The organism is Streptomyces sp. NPDC088350, from assembly GCF_044753545.1.
GTDB lineage: Bacteria > Actinomycetota > Actinomycetes > Streptomycetales > Streptomycetaceae > Streptomyces.
This window is the reverse complement of the sequence record NZ_JBIVNL010000006.1, coordinates 531,286-552,447: the sequence shown is the minus strand read 5'-3', so window position 1 is coordinate 552,447 and position 21,162 is coordinate 531,286. Positions and strand designations below refer to the sequence as shown.

The following is a 21,162-nucleotide window of genomic DNA, read 5'->3' as shown; positions in this document are numbered from 1 at the left end:
CGTGAGCGCCACGGCCACGAGCGCTGGCGCCTCTACGTGCCCGCTGTACCGATTGTGGCAGCCCTACAAACCTTGGAGGATGCGCGCCTTGGCGCTCGACCCACCAAACGTGCAGGCAGAGGTACCAGCGGGAGTTCACTGGACGTCGACGTAGTCGGTGACCCGGGTACTTCTGAGGTAGTGGTCTCCGGTCTGGCGGTTGAAGGTGACGGCCCAGGTGCCGTCCTGTTTGGCGGTCTCCATGTCGTTCAGGTGGCCGTGTTTGTCGGTGCCCAGGTCGGCGACGAAGTGGTAGGTGGTGGAGCCGCGGGGCTTGAAGTAGAGGGCGGGTGATTCACCGAGGGGCTTCCAGGTGGTGCCGTTCTTGTACTGGAGGGTGCCGGTGAAGCTGATCCACTGGTTCCTGCGGACCGGGTCGGGGGTGGCGTGGAAGCCGGTGATGCGGGTGGCGTAGCGGTAGAGGTGAACGGGTTTGGTGGTGCTGGTGGCCAGGTCGGGGTTGCCGTTGAAGCGGGCGCGCCAGTAGGCGTTGGTGTTCGGTGCGGTGAAGGTGCCGGCGAAATCCTCCTCGAACTGGGGCTTGTTGTGCCGGATCGTGATGGGGAGGGTGGTGGCGTTCTTCCAGCCGCTCCTGCCGTCCTTGGAGTACTGCAGCGTGACGGTGGGCTTGGTGGGCCAGTGGGCGCGTGCGTCTTCGTAGTAGACGTAGCCGGAGACCTTGAGGGACGCCTCGTCGTTGAGGTCTGCGCTCATGTCGAGGTGCGTGGTGTAGGCGACGTGGAGACTGAAGGGCTCGGTGGCGACCTGCTGGAAGGGCATGTCGCCGGTGCCGGCCATGAGTTCGGCGGCCGGGGCGGCGTTGTACGAGGAGACGTGCAGCGTGTAGGAGCCGTGGCTGTCGGTGGCGGTCTCGCCGACTACGAAGGCGGGACGGTTGTGGGCGTCGAGCCCGAAGAGGGTGATCGTGGTACTCGGCAGTGGCTGCCAGCCGGCGGTGGTCTGGATCTCGGCGCGGCCGGTGACGGTGCCGGTGGCGCCCTGCTTCAGGTTCAGGACGTGGGTGCTCGCCGTGAAGCGGACCGGTGCCTGCGTGGTGTGCAGGTACTGCTTGGGGCTCAACAGGTCGATCGCGCCCGGGTAGTTGACGGAGGCCTCGGGGCCGGCCGTCAGGTCTATGGACGTCTGGGTGGGGACGAAGGCGGCGGTGAAGCGGCCGTCGGCCGTGGTGGTCGCGCTCACCCGGCCGCGCCCGGTCTCGATGTCGACGGGTACGTCGGCGGCGGGGGTTGGGGTGTCGGGGTGGCGGGGGTCGGTGGCCAGAGCGCTGCCGGTGACGGAGACCTGCTGGTGGAGGTAGTCCGGCACGGTGGGGGTGGCGGTCAGCTCGGGGATCGTGACCAGGGTCTGGTACCGCAGAGTGTGCGGGGAGAGGGCACCGGTGACGGTGGCGCCGGAGGCGTCCTCAAGGTCGACGGTCACCCGGTAGTCGCCGAGATCGGCCAGGTGGACCGGCGCCCGCCAGACACCTGACGTCGCGTCCTGTCCGGAGTACTGGGTGAAGTCCTCCGTAGATCCGGCCTCCGGGTCCCCCGCCGGTGCGTCCAGCGGATAGAAGTGTGCCGTGATGTGGGTGAGGGGACTGTCAGAGTGGGCAGTCACGAAGATCAACCCCGGCTCGTACCAGCCGTCCGCGTCGGACAGGACGGGGCCACCGGTCGCGTTGTCCGCCTGGGCCGGAGAGAAACCCGTGAACAGGGTGGCGGACAGGGCGGTTGCCGTGGCTGTCGCCATGAACGTGCTGCGTCTCAAGATGGTCCCCCAGGGAATCGGCCGAATACGAGAGTGAGTGTGAGGATCGAGCAGAAGGGCCGTGCCAAGTCGCGAAACTGCGGAGTTCGCCGTTCGTTCGGGGGTTCGCAGGCCAGATGATCGAGAACTTTAGTGACGTGCTCTGACAGGGCGGTACTTGGGAGCGTCGTACGGGCGGCTTGGAACCTGACGGCTCCTCAACGCCGAGCGGACGGGCGCTCGACCAGGGTGTCCCTGGTCGAGCGCCGAACGCCCCTTGCAGGTCAGTCGAGTTGGCTGACAACAGGGTTGTCGCCCTTCGCGGCGGCGTCGGCCGGGGGCAGGGCGGTGTCGTAGATGTGGATGTCACTGACCTTGCCGTTGGCGTACTCGCCGTAGGTGCCCTGGTAGAGGCGGCGGCCGATCTGGACGGGACCGGCGGCGTTCCAGGAGGTGCCGCTGTAGGTCTTGGTACCGGACTGGCGGCCGTTGACGTAGAGGGTGAGTTGGTTGGTGGAGGCGTCGTAGACGCCGACCAGGTGGGTCCATTGGCCGATGGTTGGGGTGCCGCCGTAGACGGCCGTGAAGGACGTACTGGTGGTGTCGTCGTTGTGGCGGCTGAAGGCCCAGGCCTGTTTGGCGGAGGAGTAGTACAGCTGGAGTCCGTTGGCGTTGCCCGCGCTGTCGGACTGGGAGACGAAGGTCGAGTTGGTCGTGAGAGAGCCGGGGTTGACCCACGCCGAGACGGTGAAGCTCTTGGACGTGTCGACGGCCGGCCCGCTCGTGGCGGCGTATCCGGTGGTGCCCGTGAGGTTGAGGACCTTGCCGCGAGTGGTGTCGGTGGCCCAGGAGTAGGCGCCGTTCAGGGTGCCGTCGAGGGTGCCGACGCTGTCCTTCGTGGCGGTGCCGGTGCCGTCGTCGAGAGTCCATCCGTGGGTGGCGGTGTTGGTGATCGTGCCCAGGGAGACCGGGTCGCCGAAGAGGTACTGGGGCGGGGAGACGAGGACTCTGCTCCGGATGTACGGGTATTCCGTGAGCTCGCCGTGGGTGTCCACGGCGTACAGGTCGGGGTTGCCGTCGGGTCCGCCGGTCGGACTGTTCAGGTCGCCCGGTGAGGCGACGACGGGGTAGGTGCTCGGCGACAGGGTCAGCGGCAGCGTGGTGCGTATGGAGGCGTGCAGGAGTGCGGGCAGCCCGTTGGCGTCGACAGCCAGTGAGTAGCTGTAGAGCGCCCCGGTGGAGTTGTCCCGTGCCCACAGGGTGGGCGTGCCCTGGAACTCGCCAGGCGCGATCAGTGTGAGGCCCGACCAGTCGCCGTCACCGAGAAGGATCGGGTCGGTGAGGTGTTTGCCGTTGTCGGACTGGTAGATCCACAGCTTGCCGTTCTCCACCGTGATGACGGCGGGATGGTGCTCCTGGTTTCCGTAGACGTCGCCGGGTGCGATGAGTTGGGTGATGTTCCAGGGCGTGGTCGGGTCGTATCCGGCGCCCGCACAGCGGCTGTCGGGAACGGTCGGCTGGCAGGGACCCTTGGTCACGGGGTCGCTGACACGCTTGCCGATGTAACCGGGGAAGCTGGACCAGGGGGCAAGTTGGGCGGCACTGTCGGCCGCGGGATCGAGGTCGTTCGGGACGACGTACAACTGGGATGTCTTGCGGTTGTAGGCGAAGAGGTCGTCGACGTCTGCGCCGTGCAGATTGCCGCGGTGGGCGATGAGGTAGTTGTTCCAGCCGGTGCCGTCGGGCGAGTCGGCCGGGGTCGAGACGAGCGCCGGGCCGCTGATCGCGGGAGCGGTGCTGACCTGTCCAGTCTGGGCAGGGGTGGCGCTCTGGGCGGGGTCAGTGTCGCCGGGTATCAGTTCGAGGTCGCCGCTCTTGGTGGTGGCGAGGAGGTCGGGGATGCCGTCGCCGCTGATGTCACCTGGTGTGATCTTGGCATCCGGATTCCAGGGGATGGTGAAGGTATAGCTGGCGGGGGCTTGAGAGAGGTTCCCGGCCGCGTCGACGGCGGCGACATAGAGAGTGTGGACCCCCCAGTTGGTAACCGGAACGGTAACTGTGCCGGTCGCGGTGCCTGAGCTGTCGCTGCTGGTGACGGAGGCTGGGGTGCCGGTGGTGACACTGGGTTGGCTGTCCACCTGCCACAGAAAGTGGTCGACGCCGCTGGACAAGCAGGCGTTCGGGGTACAGCTGGTGTCGGAGGGCGCGCCGTCGGCTGCTGTCACGGTGAAGCTCGTGGTCTTGCCGGGCTCGGCGTGGACCACCGGGTCGGCAGGGCCAGTACCTACGGGTGGGAAGGAGTTGTTCGTGGCGACGTTGGGAGTGTCCGGTGGGGTGAAGTCGGTTTTGAACCAGCAGTGGTCGCTTATGTCGGAAGTCAGGCTCAGGGTGGAGTTGTTGTCCTTTGCGTAGGCGTCCCAGCCGTACTCGTGGCCGTCCCTGAGGGTGAAGCCGACGGGCAGGTTGACATCTCTGGCGGTGTCCGCTGAGACGTAGCCGGTAGCGGGGCTTCCCTCGTCCTGGGCGTTGCCGCTGGAGTCGAGTACGGTCCGGTCCCAGACGTGGAAGATCGCCTTGACGTTCTCGCCGGAGACATTCGACTTGACGGTGGAGTGCAGTTGGACGTTGCTTCCGGCGTCGGAGGAGGTGACTGCGCCGATCCAGCCGTCTCCGCTCGTGACGCAGTCGCCGGTGGCGCCGGTGGCGGGCGGCGTGGTCTTCAGGCTCGTCGGGACATCCGGAGGGACGTCGAATTTCACGGTCATCGTGAGTTTGCTGGACATCCGCAGATAGTCGTCATTGCTGGACGAGGTGCTCTCGTTGCCGTAGAGGGCGACGGTCCAGTAGTCGCCGCTTGCGCTGTGGTACTTCGCGATTCGCTGGGCTTGGTCGAGAACCTTGAAGGACGCGGTGTGGTTGCTGCAACTGCTGCCGGAGTTGGCCGCGCTGGGGATCGTGGTTTTGACGGGGTCGTAGTTGTTGTCGACGGGGTCGGGTTTGGTGTTCCAGTCGGTGCCGGAGTCGATCGACCCCGTGGTGTGGAGGGTGATCGGCTGGTCCTGTGAGCAGTCCCAGCTGGCTGCATACGTTGAGTTCACCGTGATGAGCGCGTCGTAGACGTGCATGGAGGGATCGAGAGTGCTGGTCGGGATGGCGTAGTACGAACGCTCCAGACCGATGCCACAGACTCCGCCCCAGCGCTGGTAGCCCACTCCTTCGCCATCGGGCTGCGGCTTGTCGTACTGCGGGCTGTCGGAGCAGGTGGAGCTGGAGTAGACCTCGTCGTAGTGGCCGGAGGTCTTGGTGTCCGGGTTGTCGAACGGGTCGATGTACACGGGGTATGTCGTACTCGTGTCCTTGAGCACGGTCGGGTTCGGCGCCAGCGTGACGCTGCTGGAGGTGGTGGTCATCGACACCGTGTCGACATTGGCTCCCTCGCCGGGGCCATCGACGGACGACGTGGCGGGGGCGCCACCGGTCGTGCCGGTGTCCGCTGCGGGCACGTTTCCCGTCAGCGCGTCCGGAAGGGTGCTGGAGTCCCACATCAGCGGGCGGGGGCTGGTGTAGGCGACGGAGCCGTCGGCGGCGGTGGCGTTCATGCCACCCGAATCCGTAGCGGAAAGGGTCAGGCCCTGGGTGGAGGCGGCCTCGGTAAGCTGTTTGATGTGCGGGTCGGCGGCGGCTGTGGCGTCGTGGACGATCAGCACGTCGCTGAAGCCGCCCTGATCCGTGACCGACACGGACAGATCCACCCCAGGCAGCACCGACTTGTACACGGCCGTGTCATCGCTGACTGTGGGCGCGGGAAGGGTGAAAGGCATGGTCAGGGCCATGCTGTGCCCGTCCTGATTGGTGAGGGTGACCAAGGGACCGTTGCCGCCACTGGACAGAGCGACGTCGTTCGGCGTGGCCTTGGGCGACAGCGTGCCGTCCGAATTTTCGGCGAGGGTGGCGTCCACCGGCGTCCAGACGCCCTCCTTGAGGACCCGCACCGGCATGACGTTGGTGGTGGAGGTGAACATGCCGTCGGGGTTGGCGGTGACTGTGGAGGTTTCCGTCGTCAACGACTCGACGGGCACGTCCTGACCGCTGGCGACGGCCTCGGTCTGCGCGGCCAGCATCGGATCGCTCGGAGCCGGATCATCTGCTCTCGCCGAAACGGCGGGAACAGTGAGCAACAGGCCTGTCAGCGCGGGTATCAGCGCCAGCCGGCGTATCAGCTCTCTTCGCTTACGCGGCTTTCGGGCGTATCCGGACAACACGAAACAGCTCCCCCTCTATTTGCCAACACTTTGCATTAGTGATCTTCGTCACGTTTACGGGTGTTGAGGATGCGGCGGGCAATGCACGTGGTGTCTGTTTTGTCGCTAGGTGATGATGTTCGCCCCTTCACGGAAAAGGCACATCAGACACTCAGTTGGCATACGTGATCGCCACATGGTCGGCACAGGGTATTGAGTTGCCTCCCTCCCATCAATAGCCTCCCGTCGATCACGCTTCCCGTGTGATCGGGGCGGGACGGTCTGTCAAGGCCGCTGGTCATGGGGGAAATGAGTGAGCGGCAAGCGGCGTTGGTTTGCGAGCGTCCAGTTCCGGATCTGGGGCAGAGCGCTGACTCTTGCCACGGCGGTCGTCGCGCTGTTGGCGCTGTTGGTGCCCATAGCGGTGGCCCAGGGTGCGGTAGTGGGGCCCTACCGTTTCAAGGGCACGGTGTGGAACCCGAAGGCCCTGCCGAAGACTCCGGCGGTCGGCAGCCATGCCTTGCACCAGCCAACTACCGCTCACCCCAAGGGCTACAAGGCCGTCAGCAAGTATCGGGCCGTCAAGCCGGTGTGGCCGACGGCCGGCACGAAGACGGTGTCACTGACGCACACCACCCAGTCCGGCAAGACCGCGTCCACCACCGCTGCGTCGCCTAGTCCGTCATCCAGCCCCGCCGATGCTTCCGTCGCGGCCACCAAGTCGACATCCACCCCTTCGCCGAGCACGCGCGTCGTCCCGGTCACGAAGCCCGTCAAGGCAGGCGCCTTGCCGGTGTGGGTGGCGCCTGCACCCGTCGCCGGCCAAAAGCCCGGCTCCGGCAAGGCAGCTGGCCCGGCTTCGGTACAGGTGCAGGTCGCATCGCACGCCCAGGCGCTGAGAGCGGGCGCCGACGGCATGCTGCTCGCCTTCACTCGCGCCGGCGCGAAGTCCAGCAGTGGCCGGGTGCGGGTGGTCATCGACTACGCGTCGCTGGCCAAGGCGTACGGCGGTGGCTTCGGTTCACGGCTGCGGCTGTACCAGGTTCCGGCCTGTGCGATGACCACACCTCAGCTGAAGCAGTGCGGGACGCGGACCCCCATCACCTTCACCAACCGGGCGACCGCGGATCAGCTGACCGCCACGCTCACACTCGGCTCGTCCACCGCCTCGGCATCACGTGCAGCAAGCGGCACGGCCAAGGCGACGGCGATGTCCGCGGCCACCACGGCAGTGGCGGTCACCTCGGGCAGCTCCGGCTCGCAGGGCAGCTATGCCGCGACCTCGCTGAACCCTTCAGGGAGTTGGCAGACGTCCGGCACTGGCGCCTTCACCTACTCCTACCCGATCGACGTCCCGTCCACGATCGGCGGCAATGCCCCGTCGGTGGCCTTCTCCTACGACTCGCAGTCCGAGGACGGGGAGACCTCGGCCCGTAACTCCCAGGCGTCCTCGATCGGCGACGGCTGGAGCTACCAGCCGGGTTTCGTCGAGCGGACGTATCGTTCCTGCGGCAGTCTCCTGAACAGCAGCGGGGACAAGATCCTCAAGGGGTCGGGGGACGAGTGCTGGGCCGGTGACAACGCCACGATCTCCTTCGGCTCGCACTCCGGACAACTGGTGCCCGACGGCACCGACTCCACTGTGCCGGGCGAGATCAAACAGTGGCGGCTGACAGGCGACGACGGAACGCTGGTCCAGGAGCTGTCCGGCGCCGCCAACGGCCTGCAGGACGGCGTCTACTTCCGGGTCCTGACCACAGACGGCACCGCCGCGTACTTCGGGGCCGACCACTCACCGACCGGCCCCGGACCGTCCGGGGGCATGCAGTCCGGCACGCCCGGCGACTCCTCGACCGATGCCGCCTGGGGCGTACCCGTGCTGCATCCGGAGTCGGGTGACCCGTGCTACGACTCGGCCAAGGGCAAGGTGTCCCAGTGCGCCAAGCACGAGGGCTGGCGCTGGAACCTGGACTTCGTCGTCTCGCCGAGCGGGTTCGTGCAGCGGTACGACTACACCACCGAGAGCAACTACTACGACCTGGGCGGCGGCCAGGCCGCGACCGGTGACTCGGGCACCCTGACCTCCTACGTCCGCGGCGGAAAGCTCGACAGCGTCTCCTACGGCTACAAGCTCGCCGACGAGCAGACGGGGCGCACCCCCGCCGGTCAGGTCACCTTCACGTCCAAGCAGCGCTGCCAGACCACGGACACCTTCACCGACTGCTCGGCCGGAAACCTCAACGACAACACGGCCCCGCACTGGCCCGATGTGCCGTGGGACCTGCACTGCGACTCCACCGACAGCACCACCCTGCCGTCCGGGTCGACCTCGGTACCGACCAACGTCTGTATCACCGGGGGGCCGACGTTCTGGTCCACCACCCGCCTGGACAGCATCACCACGAAAATCCACGTCAAGGACTCGTCGACGGACACTCTGGTCGACGTCGACAGCTATCAGCTCGGGCAGGTGTACTCGGATTCCGGCGGCACGGTCGACCCGGTCACCGGCACCACGGTCGATCCCAAGGACGCGGGCTCCCTCCAGGCCGTGATGTGGCTGCAATCGATCCAGCACACCGGCAAGGACACCTACGGCAACAGCGACATCAAGCTGAACCAGGTCTCCTTCACCGGTACGGAGATCGACAACCGGGTCAACGACACCTCGCCGTCCGCACCACCGCTGTACCGGCCGCGGATCTCCTCGATCCAGACCGAGACCGGCGAGTCCATCGCCGTCGACTACAACGCCACCCCGTGCGCGAACAAGACGCTGTCGATCTCGGCCGCGGACACGAACACCAACTCCTGCTATCCGGTCTACTGGACGGTGCCGGGGGCTTCGAAGCCGATCGCGGACTGGTTCAACAAGACCACCGTGCACACGGTCACCGCGTCCGACCTGACGATCGCATCCCAGTACAAGCCGAACTCCCAGAACATTCCGGCGGGTTCGGAGATACAGGTCTCCACCTACAACTACTCCGGGCCCGCCTGGCACCGGGACGACTCGGCGCAGACGGACGACCAGTACCGCACATGGGACCAGTTCCGCGGCTTCCGCACCGTCACGGTGCAGACCGGGCAAGCCCCCGAGCCGGTCACCCAGCAGACCACTACGTACCTGCAGGGCATGGACGGTGACTACAAGTCCGACGGCACCCGCCGCTCGGTCAGTATGGACGCCAAGGTCGGCGGCTCCACGGTCCAGAGCGTCACCGACGCCGACCAGCTCGCCGGCACGGCCCTTCAGAGCGACACCTATACGGCGGCGGGCGGCACCATCGACGCCGTAACCGTCAACGGCCCCTTCACCTACACCACTACCACGCACGCCAACCAGACCCCATGGACGGACTGGACCCAGGAGGACAATCCCGGCGACACGAAGCCAACCCTGTCGACGCTGCCCGACCTGACCGCCTACCGCATCAAGGCCGCCCAGTCGCACGGCTACTCGTTGCTCGCGAACGGGACATGGCGCCACACTCAGACCGACACCACGTACGACAGCCAGGGCCGGGTCTCCACCGTCGACGCACACGGCGACGTCAGCGTGGCCGCGCAGGAGAAGTGCGCCACCACCACCTACGCCACACCGTCGTCCAGCAACACCATGACCCTGTCCTACCCGGACCAGGTCACCTCCGTCAGCGGACCGTGCGGCACCGCGGCCTCCGCCAGCACACTGCTGGCGGACAAGAAGATCTACTACGACGGCGACGGCACCCTCACCAACCTGGGCACCTTCGGTCAGCTCGACCAGACCTCCAGCACCGCCATCGGCCAGGCCAGCGCCGTACGCACCGCCACCGGCTACACCGGCACCACCGAGAACTGGCAGACCAGCTCGGCCATGACGTACGACGGCGCCGGCCGCATCACCGACGCCCTCGACGCCACGGGGCAGAACACCCACACCGCGTTCACCCCCGCGTGGTCCCTCCTGGGCGGAAACACCAACCCGACCAGCATCACGACCACCAACTCCCAGAGCTGGAAGGTCACTTCAGCCCTCGACGCGCTGCGCGGACTGCCCACCGAGAACGTCGACGCCAACAACCGCAAGACCGACATCACCTACGACGCACTCGGGCGACGCACGGCGGTCTGGCTGCCAGGCCGCGACAAAGCCTCGGGCCAGAGCGCGGACGAGACCTTCGCCTACTCCATCAACCCCGGCGCGGTCGCTGCCCCGGGCGGCACCGTCACCTCTCCCGGCGCCCCCTCCGCGGTGACCACCAAGACGCTGCGCGAGGACGGCACATACGCCTCGTCGATCACCATCTACGACGGGATGCTGCAGCCGCGCCAGACGCAGGCCACGGCCGACGGCGACACCAACTCCGGCCGAATCATCTCCGACACCTTCTACGACTCGCACGGCTGGCAGACCGCGTCGTTCGCGCCGTACTCCGAGCCGGACAACAGCCCGTCCACCACGCTGTATGCGGCGAACGAGAACCAGATTCCGTCGGAGACGACGACCGCCTACGACGGCCAGGGCCGCCCGGCCACCAGCACGCTGTGGCACCAGGCGGTCCAGCAGTGGCACACCACCACCAGCTACCCCGGCGCCGACGAAACCGACACCACTGCCCCGGCCGGTGGTCGGTCCACCGCGAGCTACACGAACGCGCTGGGGCAGACCACCAAGAGCGTGGTCAAGAACACCGGCAGCACGGTCAAACTCACCCAGGGCCAGGTCATCCCGTCGGGCACGTCACTGACCTCGGACAGCGTGCGGCTGGCCATGCAGGCCGACGGCAACCTGGTCCTGTCCTCCCTCTCGACCGGTAAAACCCTGTGGTCCGCCGGCACCTCGGGCAACCCGGGAGCCTTCGCCACCTTGCGGAGCGACGGCAACTTCGTCGTCTACAACGCCGGCGCCACCACAGCCCTCTGGTCGACCGGAACCACCACCGGCACGACGTTGCAGATCCAGAACGACGCCAACACTGTGCTCTACGACAGCACCGGCGCCACCATCTGGAAGACCGACACTCTGAACCAGGCCGGCGAAGCCGACGCCACCACCGCGTACACCTACACCCCGGCCGGCCAGGTCGACACCATCAAGGACAGTGCGGGAAACTCCTGGTCCTACCACTACGACCTGCTGGGCCAGAAGACCTCCCAGACCGACCCGAACACCGGCACCACCAGCTTCGACAAGTACGACACCGTCGGTAATCTGCTCCAGACCACCGACGCACGCGGCCAGGTCCTCTCCTACGCCTACGACTGGGACAACCGCCCCACCGCCGAGTACAACAGCACGTGGTCGGCCACGCCCGACCCCTCCAAAGAACTCTCCTCCTGGGCGTACGACACCCTGGCCAAGGGCTACCCGACCTCGTCCACCCGCTACGTCGGCGGGACGACCGGATCGGCGTACACCCAGGCAGTCACCGGCTACAACACGGCATACCAGCCGACCGGCACCACCATGACCGTCCCGGCCACCGACGGCTTCGCCGCAGCCGGACAGTCCACCGCACCCACCAGCGGCACGGTCACCTACACCGCGTCCTCCTTCTACACCCCGACCGTCGGACTGCTGTCCACCCTCCGCTACCAGGCAGACGGCAACCTGCCCGCCGAGGACATCGACTACGGCTACACCCAGCAGGGCAACCTCGACGGGATCGGCGGTTTCATCACCGCGGCCAACACCCCCGACTACCTGGACACCGCCGTCCACGACCCCTTCGGCCGGGTCCTGCAGACCAACTACGGCACCACCGGCAAGGAACTGGCCACCTTCGCCCAGTACGACGCCACCACCGGCCGGGTCACCCAGACGTCCAGCATGCTGCAGACGTCCACCACCGCCCTGGACGTGGCCAACTACCGCTACAACCAGGCCGGCGAGATCACCGCGATCGACGACCTGCAGAACAACACCACCCACGACACCCAGTGCTTCACCTACGACTCCTTCCAGCGCCTGACCGCAGCCTGGACGGACACCGCAGGCATCACCAACTCCTCCAGCGCACCGGTCGGGAGCGTCGGCGGCTGCACCACGGGCTCCGTACAGACCACCACCACGGCCCCCGTCACGACCAGCACAATCGGCGGCCCGGCCCCGTACTGGCAGACGTACACCTACGACCTGCTCGGCGACCGCACCGGCATGGTCAACCACGACACCACCGGCGCCGCGGCCAACAACACCACGCAGACCACCGCGTACACCGGAACCGACGGCACTACCAGCGCGACCCTGCCAGACCAGTCAGGCACCACGACCAGCAGCAACCCGACCACCGGCACCGCCACTTGGACACCGACCTACACCGATCCGGCGTACAGCAACAAGAACGCCGGCGACACCATGACCCGCAAGGTGTCCAGCACAGGCCCTGTCAACACCGGCTTCGCCCTCTCCGGCGGCGGCAAGCTCTGCATCGACGACGCAAGCGCCTCCACCACGCCCGGCGCGGTGGTCCGCACCTACACCTGCAATGCCTCCGCCGCCCAGAACTGGACGATCGGCACCGACGGCACCGTCAAGGTCCTGGGCACCATGTGCCTGGACACCACCGGCAACGCCACCACCGCCGGCACCCTCCTGGTGCTCGACACCTGCAACAGCGACGCCACCCAGAAGTGGAAGGCCACCAGCACCGGCACCCTGGTCAGCAACGCCAACAGCGCGATGTGCGTGACCGACCCCGGCGCCAGCGCCACCATCCGCACCCAGCTCACCCTCGCCACCTGCGGCAGTGCCGGCCAGACCTGGACCACCGCCGGCACCGGAGCCCTCCCGTCCGGCCAGACCCAGACCCTCACCTACGACGCCGAGGGCCGCACCGCCACCGTCGCCACCGGCTCGGGCACACACACCAACACCAGCAAGTACCTCTACGACGCCGACGGCAACCTGCTGGAACAGACCAGCGCCGTCGACGGCACCGACAAGACCCGCATTCTGTACCTCTTCGGCGGCACCGAACAGATCACCCTGAACGTCTCCGCGAAGACCTGGACCGGCCTGCGCAACATCACCGGCCCCGACGGCACCACCATCACCCGCTCCAGCAGCGGCACCGTCACCTACCAGGTCGCCAACGCCCAGGGCACCGCCACCACCGCCATCGACGCCAGCACCATGGCAGTCACCCGCCGCTACTACGACCCCTACGGCAACTCCCGCGGCACCAAACCCACTTCATGGGTCGCCGCCGACGAAAACCACGGCTACCTCGGTCAGCCCACCGACGCGACCACGGGCCTGGACCTTCTGGGCGCCCGGAACTACGACCCAGCCCAGGGGCGCTTCCTCACTGCCGACCCGCTCTTCGAGGCGGGGGATCCGAACCAGATGGGCGGCTACACGTACGCGGGAGACAACCCGGCTTCGGGAAGCGACCCGACAGGGATGATCCTGGTCAACTCTGACGGCACACAGTGCAGCGGCGGTTGGCAGAAATGCGGGGGCCAGGGCGGGGGCGAAAGCTCGGGCGGCGGAGGCTCGGGCAACACAGCCAACTCCAATGGCAACACGACTGCCGCGCCGTCCACCACCCCCGCACCCCCCATGGGCAGTACGCCCGCCTCAACGCAGACCCCCACTCCGACCCTCGGTGAAGTCCCCTGCCAGCCTGCTGACTTCGGCACGAACCGGTGCGGAAAGTGGGGCGGCCTCAAGGCTCTGGAAGTCGAGGCGGGCACCATCGTGGCAGCGGCTGCGCTCTACGGGTGCATAGTGAGTGGCGTCCTAGACTGTGTTTCCGGTCTGGTTCTGGGAGCCGCGGATGCAGAGGCGGGAGGAAGCCTGCTGCTCGGTAGCCGCATCATCGTGGGGCTTGGCACTGCGGCAGCCAGCGCAACCGAGGAATACGCCGACGAGTTGGCCGCCGAGGCCGGGGCAGCCGAGAAAGCCACCAAAGATGCCTCCGCAGCCAAGGGTGCCGCAGCCAAGGACGCCGACCCACAGGCCGAGGCCACACACTCCAATGCAGCCGCGGCCAAACCGGACACCCCCGCAAAGGGCGCGAGCGGCTCCCCCAAGGGTTGCAGTTTCTCGCCCGACACACCCGTCCTGCTGAGCGGCGGCAAGACCAAACCGATCGGCAAGATCAAACCCGGCGACAAGGTCGAAGCCGCCAACCCCAAGACCGGCAAGCACCAAGGCGCCCGCACCGTCCAACACGTGTGGATCAACCACGACCGCGACCTGCTCGACCTCACCATCCGCACCGCGGACGGCCAAACGGCCACCCTCCACACGACCGCCAACCACCCCTTCTGGGACGACACCTCCCACACCTGGGTCCCCGCCGGCAAACTCCACGATGGCGACGCCCTCAGCACGGCCACCAACGGCCACGCTTTCGTCGTCTCCACCCAGCCCACACCCGGTGCGGCAAACCGCTGGAACCTGACTGTCCAGCAACTCCACACGTACTATGTGATGGCTGGCACCACGCCGGTACTGGTCCACAACAAAAATTGCCCGGATAGCGTTGTGCTCGGAGTCGGCAAGCATTCTGATTCCCTGGCGACGTCACGTCGAGCAGCCGGCGATTCGAATGCTCACACATTCAACGACAGCGACTATGGAGATCAAGCAGAGAATGGCCTTCCGGCCTGGATGAATGGCGTACAAGAAGCTGTCGGTGATTCCAACACCAGACTCACCGTGACGCTTGATGGACTTCCCGGAGATACTCCTGCCGAGGCTTTCGCAAATGCCTATATTAGAGGAGTTCAAGGCGGCCTGAAGATGGCAACTAAGTCGGGTTATGGAACAGCATGGGAAATGGGCGTCATCGGCAGGAACGTGATGCTAGGGAATCGCAGTTGGGAGTCAATCAACTGGTACTGGAATGGCATGCCGGCGACGATGCATATGCCTGATTTCATTGGAATTCGGAAGGCGGCAGGCATCGGATGAATACACTGTTCGAGTCCCGTAGGGAATTTGAATTGTGGAGCTTTAGCGCATCACATCGGCAATTGATTCTGCGAAGCAATCCTGATCGAATCGCCCGAACGTCGACGCGAGTTGAAATCTACTTCGGACATGTAGAATTCATGTCTATAAGGTCCACTTATCACAGTATTCTAATCCGGGAATCCGGACCTGATGATGCCGCACATATCGCCAATCGCATTCCGACTGACCTCAGGCCCGGAACTACATATTTCCTGGAAGTGGGCACGCAGAGCTTCGTCGTATCTGCCAGGCCTGCGTGGCGTGAAGCGGAGTGCGATTTCGATGATCCATCTCTCTTCGAGCCACGCGAATAGCCACACGAGCTGACGGGATTTCGCCACAGAGACCTCAGATCCGCACTAAGGCTCTTCCAGCCTTCCCAAAAGAGCGTTTCCTCCCGGAAGGGCTATTTGACAGCTCGGACGGCGAAGCCGTTTGGATCAGATAATCGCGCATACGACGAGTCGGGTCGCGCGAGCCCGCAAAGTCTGCGGTTGAACGCTGGATCGCCAGCAGGGGAAAGGAGGCGTGTCGCGAGTCGCCACTATCGGAACGTTCCGTTCCAGGTCGGCCATAGGACCGAATCGGTCACGGTGTGGGTCAACGGCAACTGCTTCCACCTCAGCGACGCGGAAGGGAACGCGATCGACTCGGCCGACTCGCAGTGTCCTGCTCAGGGCTCTGCCTCCTGAGGTGTCCTCAGGAGTCGCGCTCGTTTGGAGTGACCCCCGAGATTCCGACACCTGGACGCTGGATGTTTCGTCATCCAGGGGAAGTGATCCATGGTGGCAAAGCGAAGGAATTTCCCGGACGAGTTCAAACGGGACACAGTCGACCTCGTGCGTTCCTCGAAGGACCGCACCCTCACCGACATCGCTCGGGGCCTGGGTATCCATCTGGAAACCCTGCGGAACTGGGTCCGCGAGGACGCCACCCGGCGTTCCCGGACGCTGGACGGCGAGGGTGAAGCCGGTATGACCTCCGGCGAGCAAGAGGAACTCAGGCGACTGCGGCGGGAGAACGCCCGGCTGAAGGAGGACAACGAGATCCTCCGGAAAGCCGCTGCCTATTTCGCTCGGGAGACGACACGGTGATCCGCTTCCGTTTCGTCGACGAACACCGGGACGCCCATGGCGTGAAGCGGATGTGCGACGTCCTGGGCTGGGACCGCTCCGGCTACTACACCTGGCACAAGAACAAGGAGACACGACAGCAGAGGGCGGACGAGGAAGAAGAACTGGCGCGGCAGATCCGGGAGATCCACACCGATTCCCGGGGCGCCTACGGAGCCCTGCGTATCACCCGCTCCTTGCGGGGGCAGGGCCACGTCGTGAATCGAAAGCGCGTCGCGCGGGTCATGCGGGAACGGCAGATCTCCGGGATTACGCGCGGGAAATCACGGTCGCTGACGAAACCGGATCGCATGGCGCCACCAGCCCCCGACCTCATTCAGCGGGATTTCACCGCACCGATGCCGGGCCTGAAGCTCGTTGGCGACATCACGTGCCTGCCCACAGCCGAGGGGTGGCTGTACCTGGCCACGGTGATCGACCTGTGCACGCGTGAAGTCGTGGGCTGGTCGATGGCCGACCATATGCGCACGCAGCTGGTCGATGACGCCATTCGGATGGCTCACGCCGGCGGGCATACGGCCGGTAACGCGATTTTTCACACCGACCGCGGATCGCAATATACGTCTGTCCAATTCCGGGAAACATTGGCGGAGTTGGACGTCCGGCAAAGTACAGGCCGAACCGGCTCGTGCTTCGACAATGCGGCTGCGGAGAGCTTCTTCGCCGTACTCAAGTCCGAGATCGGCACCACCGCTTGGCCGACCCGGATGCAGGCCCGGCAGGACGTATTCGGATGGATCGCGCAGTATTACAACCGAGAGCGGATCCACTCGACCATCGGCTACCTCACCCCGCATCAGGCACGGACCCTCTATCGGCAACGCCTCGACCTCGCGGCATAAAAAGGAAGTGTCGGACCTCAAGGGGTCACTTCACCGCCGGCAAACTCCACGATGGCGACGCCCTCAACACCGCCACCAACGGCCACGCCTACGTCGTCTCCACCCAGCCCACACCCGGTGCGGTAAACCGGTGGAATCTCACCGTCCGTCACCTCCACACGTACTATGTGCTGGCCGGATCCACGCCGATCTTGGTCCACAACACGAAGGGCTGCGAAACAGATCCGACGTGGGGCGGGAGCGTACAATTTGCGGGGACGGACACCTTGGGGCGCCCTCAGGGTATGCCCGCCGCTGTTAGTCGCCCAATGATCGGGGAAGGTACGCCAGCAGACGCTGATATTCGTCCGCCGGGATTCACCGGAGGGCGTCCAATTGGAGATCAGGCGCGTGGCCACTTGCTTGGAAGGCAGCTGGGCGGCTCTGGCGATATTCCAGAGAATTTGGTAACGCTTCTCCAGAATCCCGTGAACACTCCCATCATGAGCGGCTTTGAAAGGCAAGTTCGACTAGCCGTAGAAGGTGGTCAATTTGTCCAGTACTCGGTTACTCCTATATATCAGGGAAGTAATCTAGTGCCGCGCGCCGTAACCCTTTCAGCGTACGGCAACGGGGACTTCAGCCTAAATGTCTCAATTTTGAATAGGAGGTAGTGTGAGCATCGATGAACTAGCGTCTGTCGTGCCACCTCCCCCGGGTGTCCAGCCTGGTGAAGTCGACTGGCAGTCTGTCGAGCGCCTGATCGGCTGCGCCTTGCCCGCCGACTATAAGGAGATGGTCCAGCTATACGGTCCGGGCTGCTTCGCGCAGTTCATTCACATCTATCAGCCGTCGAGCGAACTGCGGGCTATTGATCTTCCTACTCAAGTTGGCGAGTCGTTGTGGGCGCTCAGGTATCTGAGAGACGCCGGTGAGCCAATTCCGTATCGGATCGACGATCCAGCGGAAGTGCTCGCTTTCGGCCGAACGGACAATGGAGACGTCCTCTTTTGGAGGCGTGCGGACATCGATGCTCCCGATGCATGGACCGTCCTCGCGAAGGAGCCTCGGGGTGAAGAGTGGTTCGAGTTCCCTGGTGACATGTCGGGATTCTTGGCTAAGGTCCTGGATCGTACAATTACTGTGCCTATTTTTCCACGACGATTCCCGTCAACGGAACCGATCTTTGAGTCTTACTAAAGCCTGTTCCAGAAGTCTCCGGGCGGGCATTTCTCTTGCATAGGTGGGGTGTTGAGGGCAGGGCCCCGGCGTATGCCCCGCTCGCCCCTGCTTGGAGTGGTTGATCACGGCAGCAGGCCCCGGAAACTGGTGAACACGGCACCTGGGGATCATGGAGTCCTACCTTTCTTGATGTGGTTCTGAGCTGGTCATTCGTAAGTAGCTGTTGCTCTATCGATCTTGGTGGGCATTGGTTCGAGCAGTGAGCCCCGATCGGGTGGTGTGAGTCGGGGCATGCATGGAAGCAGGGCCTTTGGTGCAGCTCGGATTGTCGAGTCCGTTGAGCGTGCTGGGAGATCCTGGTGTCGCAGTTCTATGTCCTGGCCTTGCTGGGTCCAATTCGTGAACGCCACGACCGGCAGGGCGACAGGGTCCGCGAGGCGGCTTACCGCGATCGGGAGCCCACGGCAGAGGTCATCAACGCTCAGTCAGTGAAGGGGGCCGCGACCGTGCGGGCCGCCAGTCGTGACTTCGATGGCGAGTCGATGGCTAACGGGCGCAGGCGGCACATCGTGGTGGACACCCTGGGGCTGCTGCTGGCCGTGATGGTCACCGCGGCATCGGTTCTGCACTGTAGCGCCGCCGTCGAACCCCGAGCCGAGGCAGTTGAACGCAAACTGCCGAAGACGCAGGAGCCGAGCTGCGAGCAGGTTGTCGATCGCGCCTGAGGCGGAGCGCATTGATCGTGGGATTGTCCGGATGGGACAACCCTGCGGCCACGAGCACGCCTGTGACCACACGGCGGATCGGGACCCGTTTGCGCGATCGCTGCACACTTGGCCACCATATGGCCACCACGCCGAACCGGGCAGCCCCGAACCGACCGGCAAGACGGAACAAAAGACCAGCTCAAAGCCCTGTGGATCGAAACAGCCATAGACAGTCGATCTCAGACCTGCGCATTGCGATGCGTAGCTCGCAGGTGCCCGATTTGCCAAGATTCCAAGGTCACCCGAAACAAGAAACCCCAGGTCAAAGGCTTGACCTGGGGTTCACCTTGGAGCCGCCTTCGGGATTCGAACCCGAGACCTACGCATTACGAGTGCGTTGCTCTGGCCAACTGAGCTAAGGCGGCGCGCTGTCCGCACCATGGTGCGATCAGCAACGTCGGAAAGTCTACACAGTTTCCGGGGGTGCTCCGTACACCCCCCAGCAGCACTCCCGATGCACCCCCAATGCACCCCCAACGCACCCCCGACCACGGCCCCGCGGAGCGGCACGGAGCCTACGAGCAGCGCTTCCCCTCCCCCGGCGGGGTCCCGCGGAGCAGATACGTGTCGATCGCCGTGTCGACGCACGCGCTGCCGCGGCCGTACGCGGTGTGGCCGTCGCCGACGTACGTGAGGAGGCGGGCCGAGGAGAGTTGGCGGGCCAGGGACTGGGCCCAGCGGTACGGGGTCGCCGGGTCGCGGGTCGTGCCGACGACCACGATCGGGGCGGCGCCCTTCGCCTCGATGCGGTGGGGTTCGCCCGTCGCTTTGACCGGCCAGTACGCGCAGTTCAGGGAGGCCCAGGCGAGGCCGTCGCCGAAGACCGGGGACGCCTTCTCGAACGCGGGGAGCGCCTTCTCGACCTGCTCGGTGGTGGAGAACGCGGCCGGGAGGTCGAGGCAGTTCACGGCGGCGTTGGCGAACATCAGGTTCGAGTAGCGGCCGTCGGCGTCCCGCTCGTAGTAACTGTCGGAGAGGACCAGCAGCCCCGCTCCGTCGTTCTCCTTCATCGCCGACGTGAGCGCCTCGCGCAACTGCGGCCAGGCCGCCTCGTCGTACATCGCCGCGATCACGCCGGTGGTGGCGAGGGCCTCGCCGAGTTTGCGGCCGTCCGCGTCGCCGGTGGGGATCGGGTGCGCGTCGAGCTTGCGGAAGAAGGCCTTCAGGTTCGTCCCGACCTTGGCGGGCGTCGTGCCCCTGCCGCCGAGCGGGCAGTCGGTCTGCCGTACGCAGTCCTTCGCGAAGGACTGGAACGCCGTCTCGAAGCCCGCCGTCTGGTCGAGGTTCATGCGACGGGCGGGGAGCGACGGGTCCATCGCGCCGTCCAGGACGACGCGACCGACCCGGTCGGGGAACAGGCCGGCGTAAGTCGCCCCGAGGAACGTCCCGTACGACGCCCCCACATACGTCAGTTTCTGGTCCCCCAGCACCGCCCGCAGGATGTCCATGTCCCGCGCCGCCTCGATCGTGGAGACATGGCGCAGCACGTCCGGCGAGTGGGCCCCGCAGCCCTCCGCGAACTTCTTGTACTCGTCGACGAGTCGGTTGGTCTCCCGCTTGTCGTCGGGGGTGGTGTCGGTCTGCGTGTACGTGTCCATGGCCCGGCCGTCGAGGCACTCGACCGGCTCGCTGCGGGCGACTCCCCGGGGGTCCATCGCGACCATGTCGTAGCGGGCGCGGACCTCCGCCGGGTAGCCGATCCCGGCGTACTGCTGGAGGTAGCCGACCGCCGAACCGCCCGGCCCACCCGGGTTCACCATCAGCGAACCGAGCGGCTTCCCCTTGCCGGTGGCCTTCTTACGGGCGACCGCGAGCCGGATGTCCCCCGCCGTGGGCTTGGCGTAGTCCAGCGGCGCCTTCATCGTGGCGCACTCGAAACCGGGGACGCCGCAGGTGTGCCAAGCGAGCCTCTGTCCGTAGTACGGCGCGAGGGTGGACGGCGTCGACCGCGGCAGCGCGGCCAGCGCCACGTCCGCGGCCGGACTCGCCGCCGTCGTCGAACTCCCCGACGAGCACGCGGACACGAACAACGCGGCGACGGCGAGCAGCACGCCGCCGGTGCTACGGAGTCGACGGCTTCGGAGGCTATGGGGGCTACGACGGGTGGTCCGGCTGGGCTGACTCGGCTGGCTGCGCTCGCTGGGCCGGCGGAGGGGGCGCCTGATGTGCATCGACCGAGCGTAACCCTGCGCGATCACTTGAATGCCCAGCGTGCGCGATCCACCCCGGACGAGTTACGCCGTCAACCTCACGCCCGAAAGTTCAGCCCCGCTCGACCCG

The 21,162-nt window shown here is 65.9% G+C and carries 9 protein-coding genes and 1 tRNA gene; 6 read left to right on the top strand and 4 right to left on the bottom strand.

The window, feature by feature from the left end; all coding sequences use genetic code 11:
• Positions 1–135: 135 nt before the first annotated feature.
• Together ACIQBL_RS23930 and ACIQBL_RS23925 are read right to left on the bottom strand one after the other, a co-directional pair.
• Positions 136–1,809 (bottom strand): hypothetical protein, encoded by a 1,674-nt coding sequence (locus ACIQBL_RS23930; RefSeq protein ID WP_401944843.1) that lies wholly within the window; start codon positions 1,807–1,809, stop codon positions 136–138.
• Positions 1,810–2,072: 263 nt separating this feature from the next.
• A complete protein-coding gene (locus ACIQBL_RS23925; RefSeq protein WP_401944841.1) occupies positions 2,073–5,909 on the bottom strand; it encodes a LamG domain-containing protein in 3,837 nt (1,278 codons plus the stop codon).
• 433 nt (positions 5,910–6,342) lie between these two features.
• Here ACIQBL_RS23925 and ACIQBL_RS23920 point away from each other — a divergent pair, with 433 nt between their 5' ends.
• The 6 genes from ACIQBL_RS23920 to ACIQBL_RS23895 all read left to right on the top strand — a co-directional run bounded on the left by ACIQBL_RS23920 (position 6,343) and on the right by ACIQBL_RS23895 (position 18,840).
• A complete protein-coding gene (locus ACIQBL_RS23920; RefSeq protein WP_401944840.1) occupies positions 6,343–14,937 on the top strand; it encodes a ricin-type beta-trefoil lectin domain protein in 8,595 nt (2,864 codons plus the stop codon).
• An 824-nt stretch (positions 14,938–15,761) separates the two neighbouring features.
• The gene (locus ACIQBL_RS23915) at positions 15,762–16,073 is read left to right on the top strand and encodes a transposase (protein WP_401944839.1); all 312 of its coding nucleotides are present in this window, start codon (positions 15,762–15,764) and stop codon (positions 16,071–16,073) included.
• Positions 16,070–16,954: an IS3 family transposase gene (locus tag ACIQBL_RS23910; protein ID WP_401944838.1), complete on the top strand. Its 885-nt coding sequence runs from the start codon at positions 16,070–16,072 to the stop codon at positions 16,952–16,954. The genes ACIQBL_RS23915 and ACIQBL_RS23910 overlap by 4 nt, the downstream gene beginning before the upstream one ends.
• Positions 16,846–17,607 (top strand): DNA/RNA non-specific endonuclease, encoded by a 762-nt coding sequence (locus ACIQBL_RS23905; RefSeq protein ID WP_401944836.1) that lies wholly within the window; start codon positions 16,846–16,848, stop codon positions 17,605–17,607. Before ACIQBL_RS23910 ends, ACIQBL_RS23905 begins: the two co-directional genes overlap by 109 nt.
• 1 nt (position 17,608) lies before the next feature.
• The gene (locus ACIQBL_RS23900) at positions 17,609–18,133 is read left to right on the top strand and encodes a hypothetical protein (protein ID WP_401944834.1); all 525 of its coding nucleotides are present in this window, start codon (positions 17,609–17,611) and stop codon (positions 18,131–18,133) included.
• Positions 18,134–18,474: 341 nt separating this feature from the next.
• Complete coding sequence (locus tag ACIQBL_RS23895; protein ID WP_401944832.1) at positions 18,475–18,840, top strand: hypothetical protein; 366 nt, start codon at positions 18,475–18,477, stop codon at positions 18,838–18,840.
• A 330-nt stretch (positions 18,841–19,170) separates the two neighbouring features.
• Here ACIQBL_RS23895 and ACIQBL_RS23890 read toward each other — a convergent pair.
• Both ACIQBL_RS23890 and ACIQBL_RS23885 read right to left on the bottom strand, forming a co-directional pair.
• Positions 19,171–19,247: transfer RNA gene (locus tag ACIQBL_RS23890), tRNA-Thr, on the bottom strand.
• Between the two features lie 150 nt (positions 19,248–19,397).
• The gene (locus ACIQBL_RS23885; protein ID WP_401944830.1) at positions 19,398–21,053 is read right to left on the bottom strand and encodes an alpha/beta hydrolase; all 1,656 of its coding nucleotides are present in this window, start codon (positions 21,051–21,053) and stop codon (positions 19,398–19,400) included.
• Positions 21,054–21,162: the final 109 nt, after the last annotated feature.

Coding starts and splice junctions, on each gene's coding strand:
- ACIQBL_RS23925 (WP_401944841.1), bottom strand. CDS start 5,909: ATGCTGGCCGCGCAGACCGAGGCCGTCGCCAGCGGTCAGGACGTGCCC.
- ACIQBL_RS23915 (WP_401944839.1), top strand. CDS start 15,762: ATGGTGGCAAAGCGAAGGAATTTCCCGGACGAGTTCAAACGGGACACA.
- ACIQBL_RS23905 (WP_401944836.1), top strand. CDS start 16,846: ATGGATCGCGCAGTATTACAACCGAGAGCGGATCCACTCGACCATCGG.
- ACIQBL_RS23885 (WP_401944830.1), bottom strand. CDS start 21,053: ATGCACATCAGGCGCCCCCTCCGCCGGCCCAGCGAGCGCAGCCAGCCG.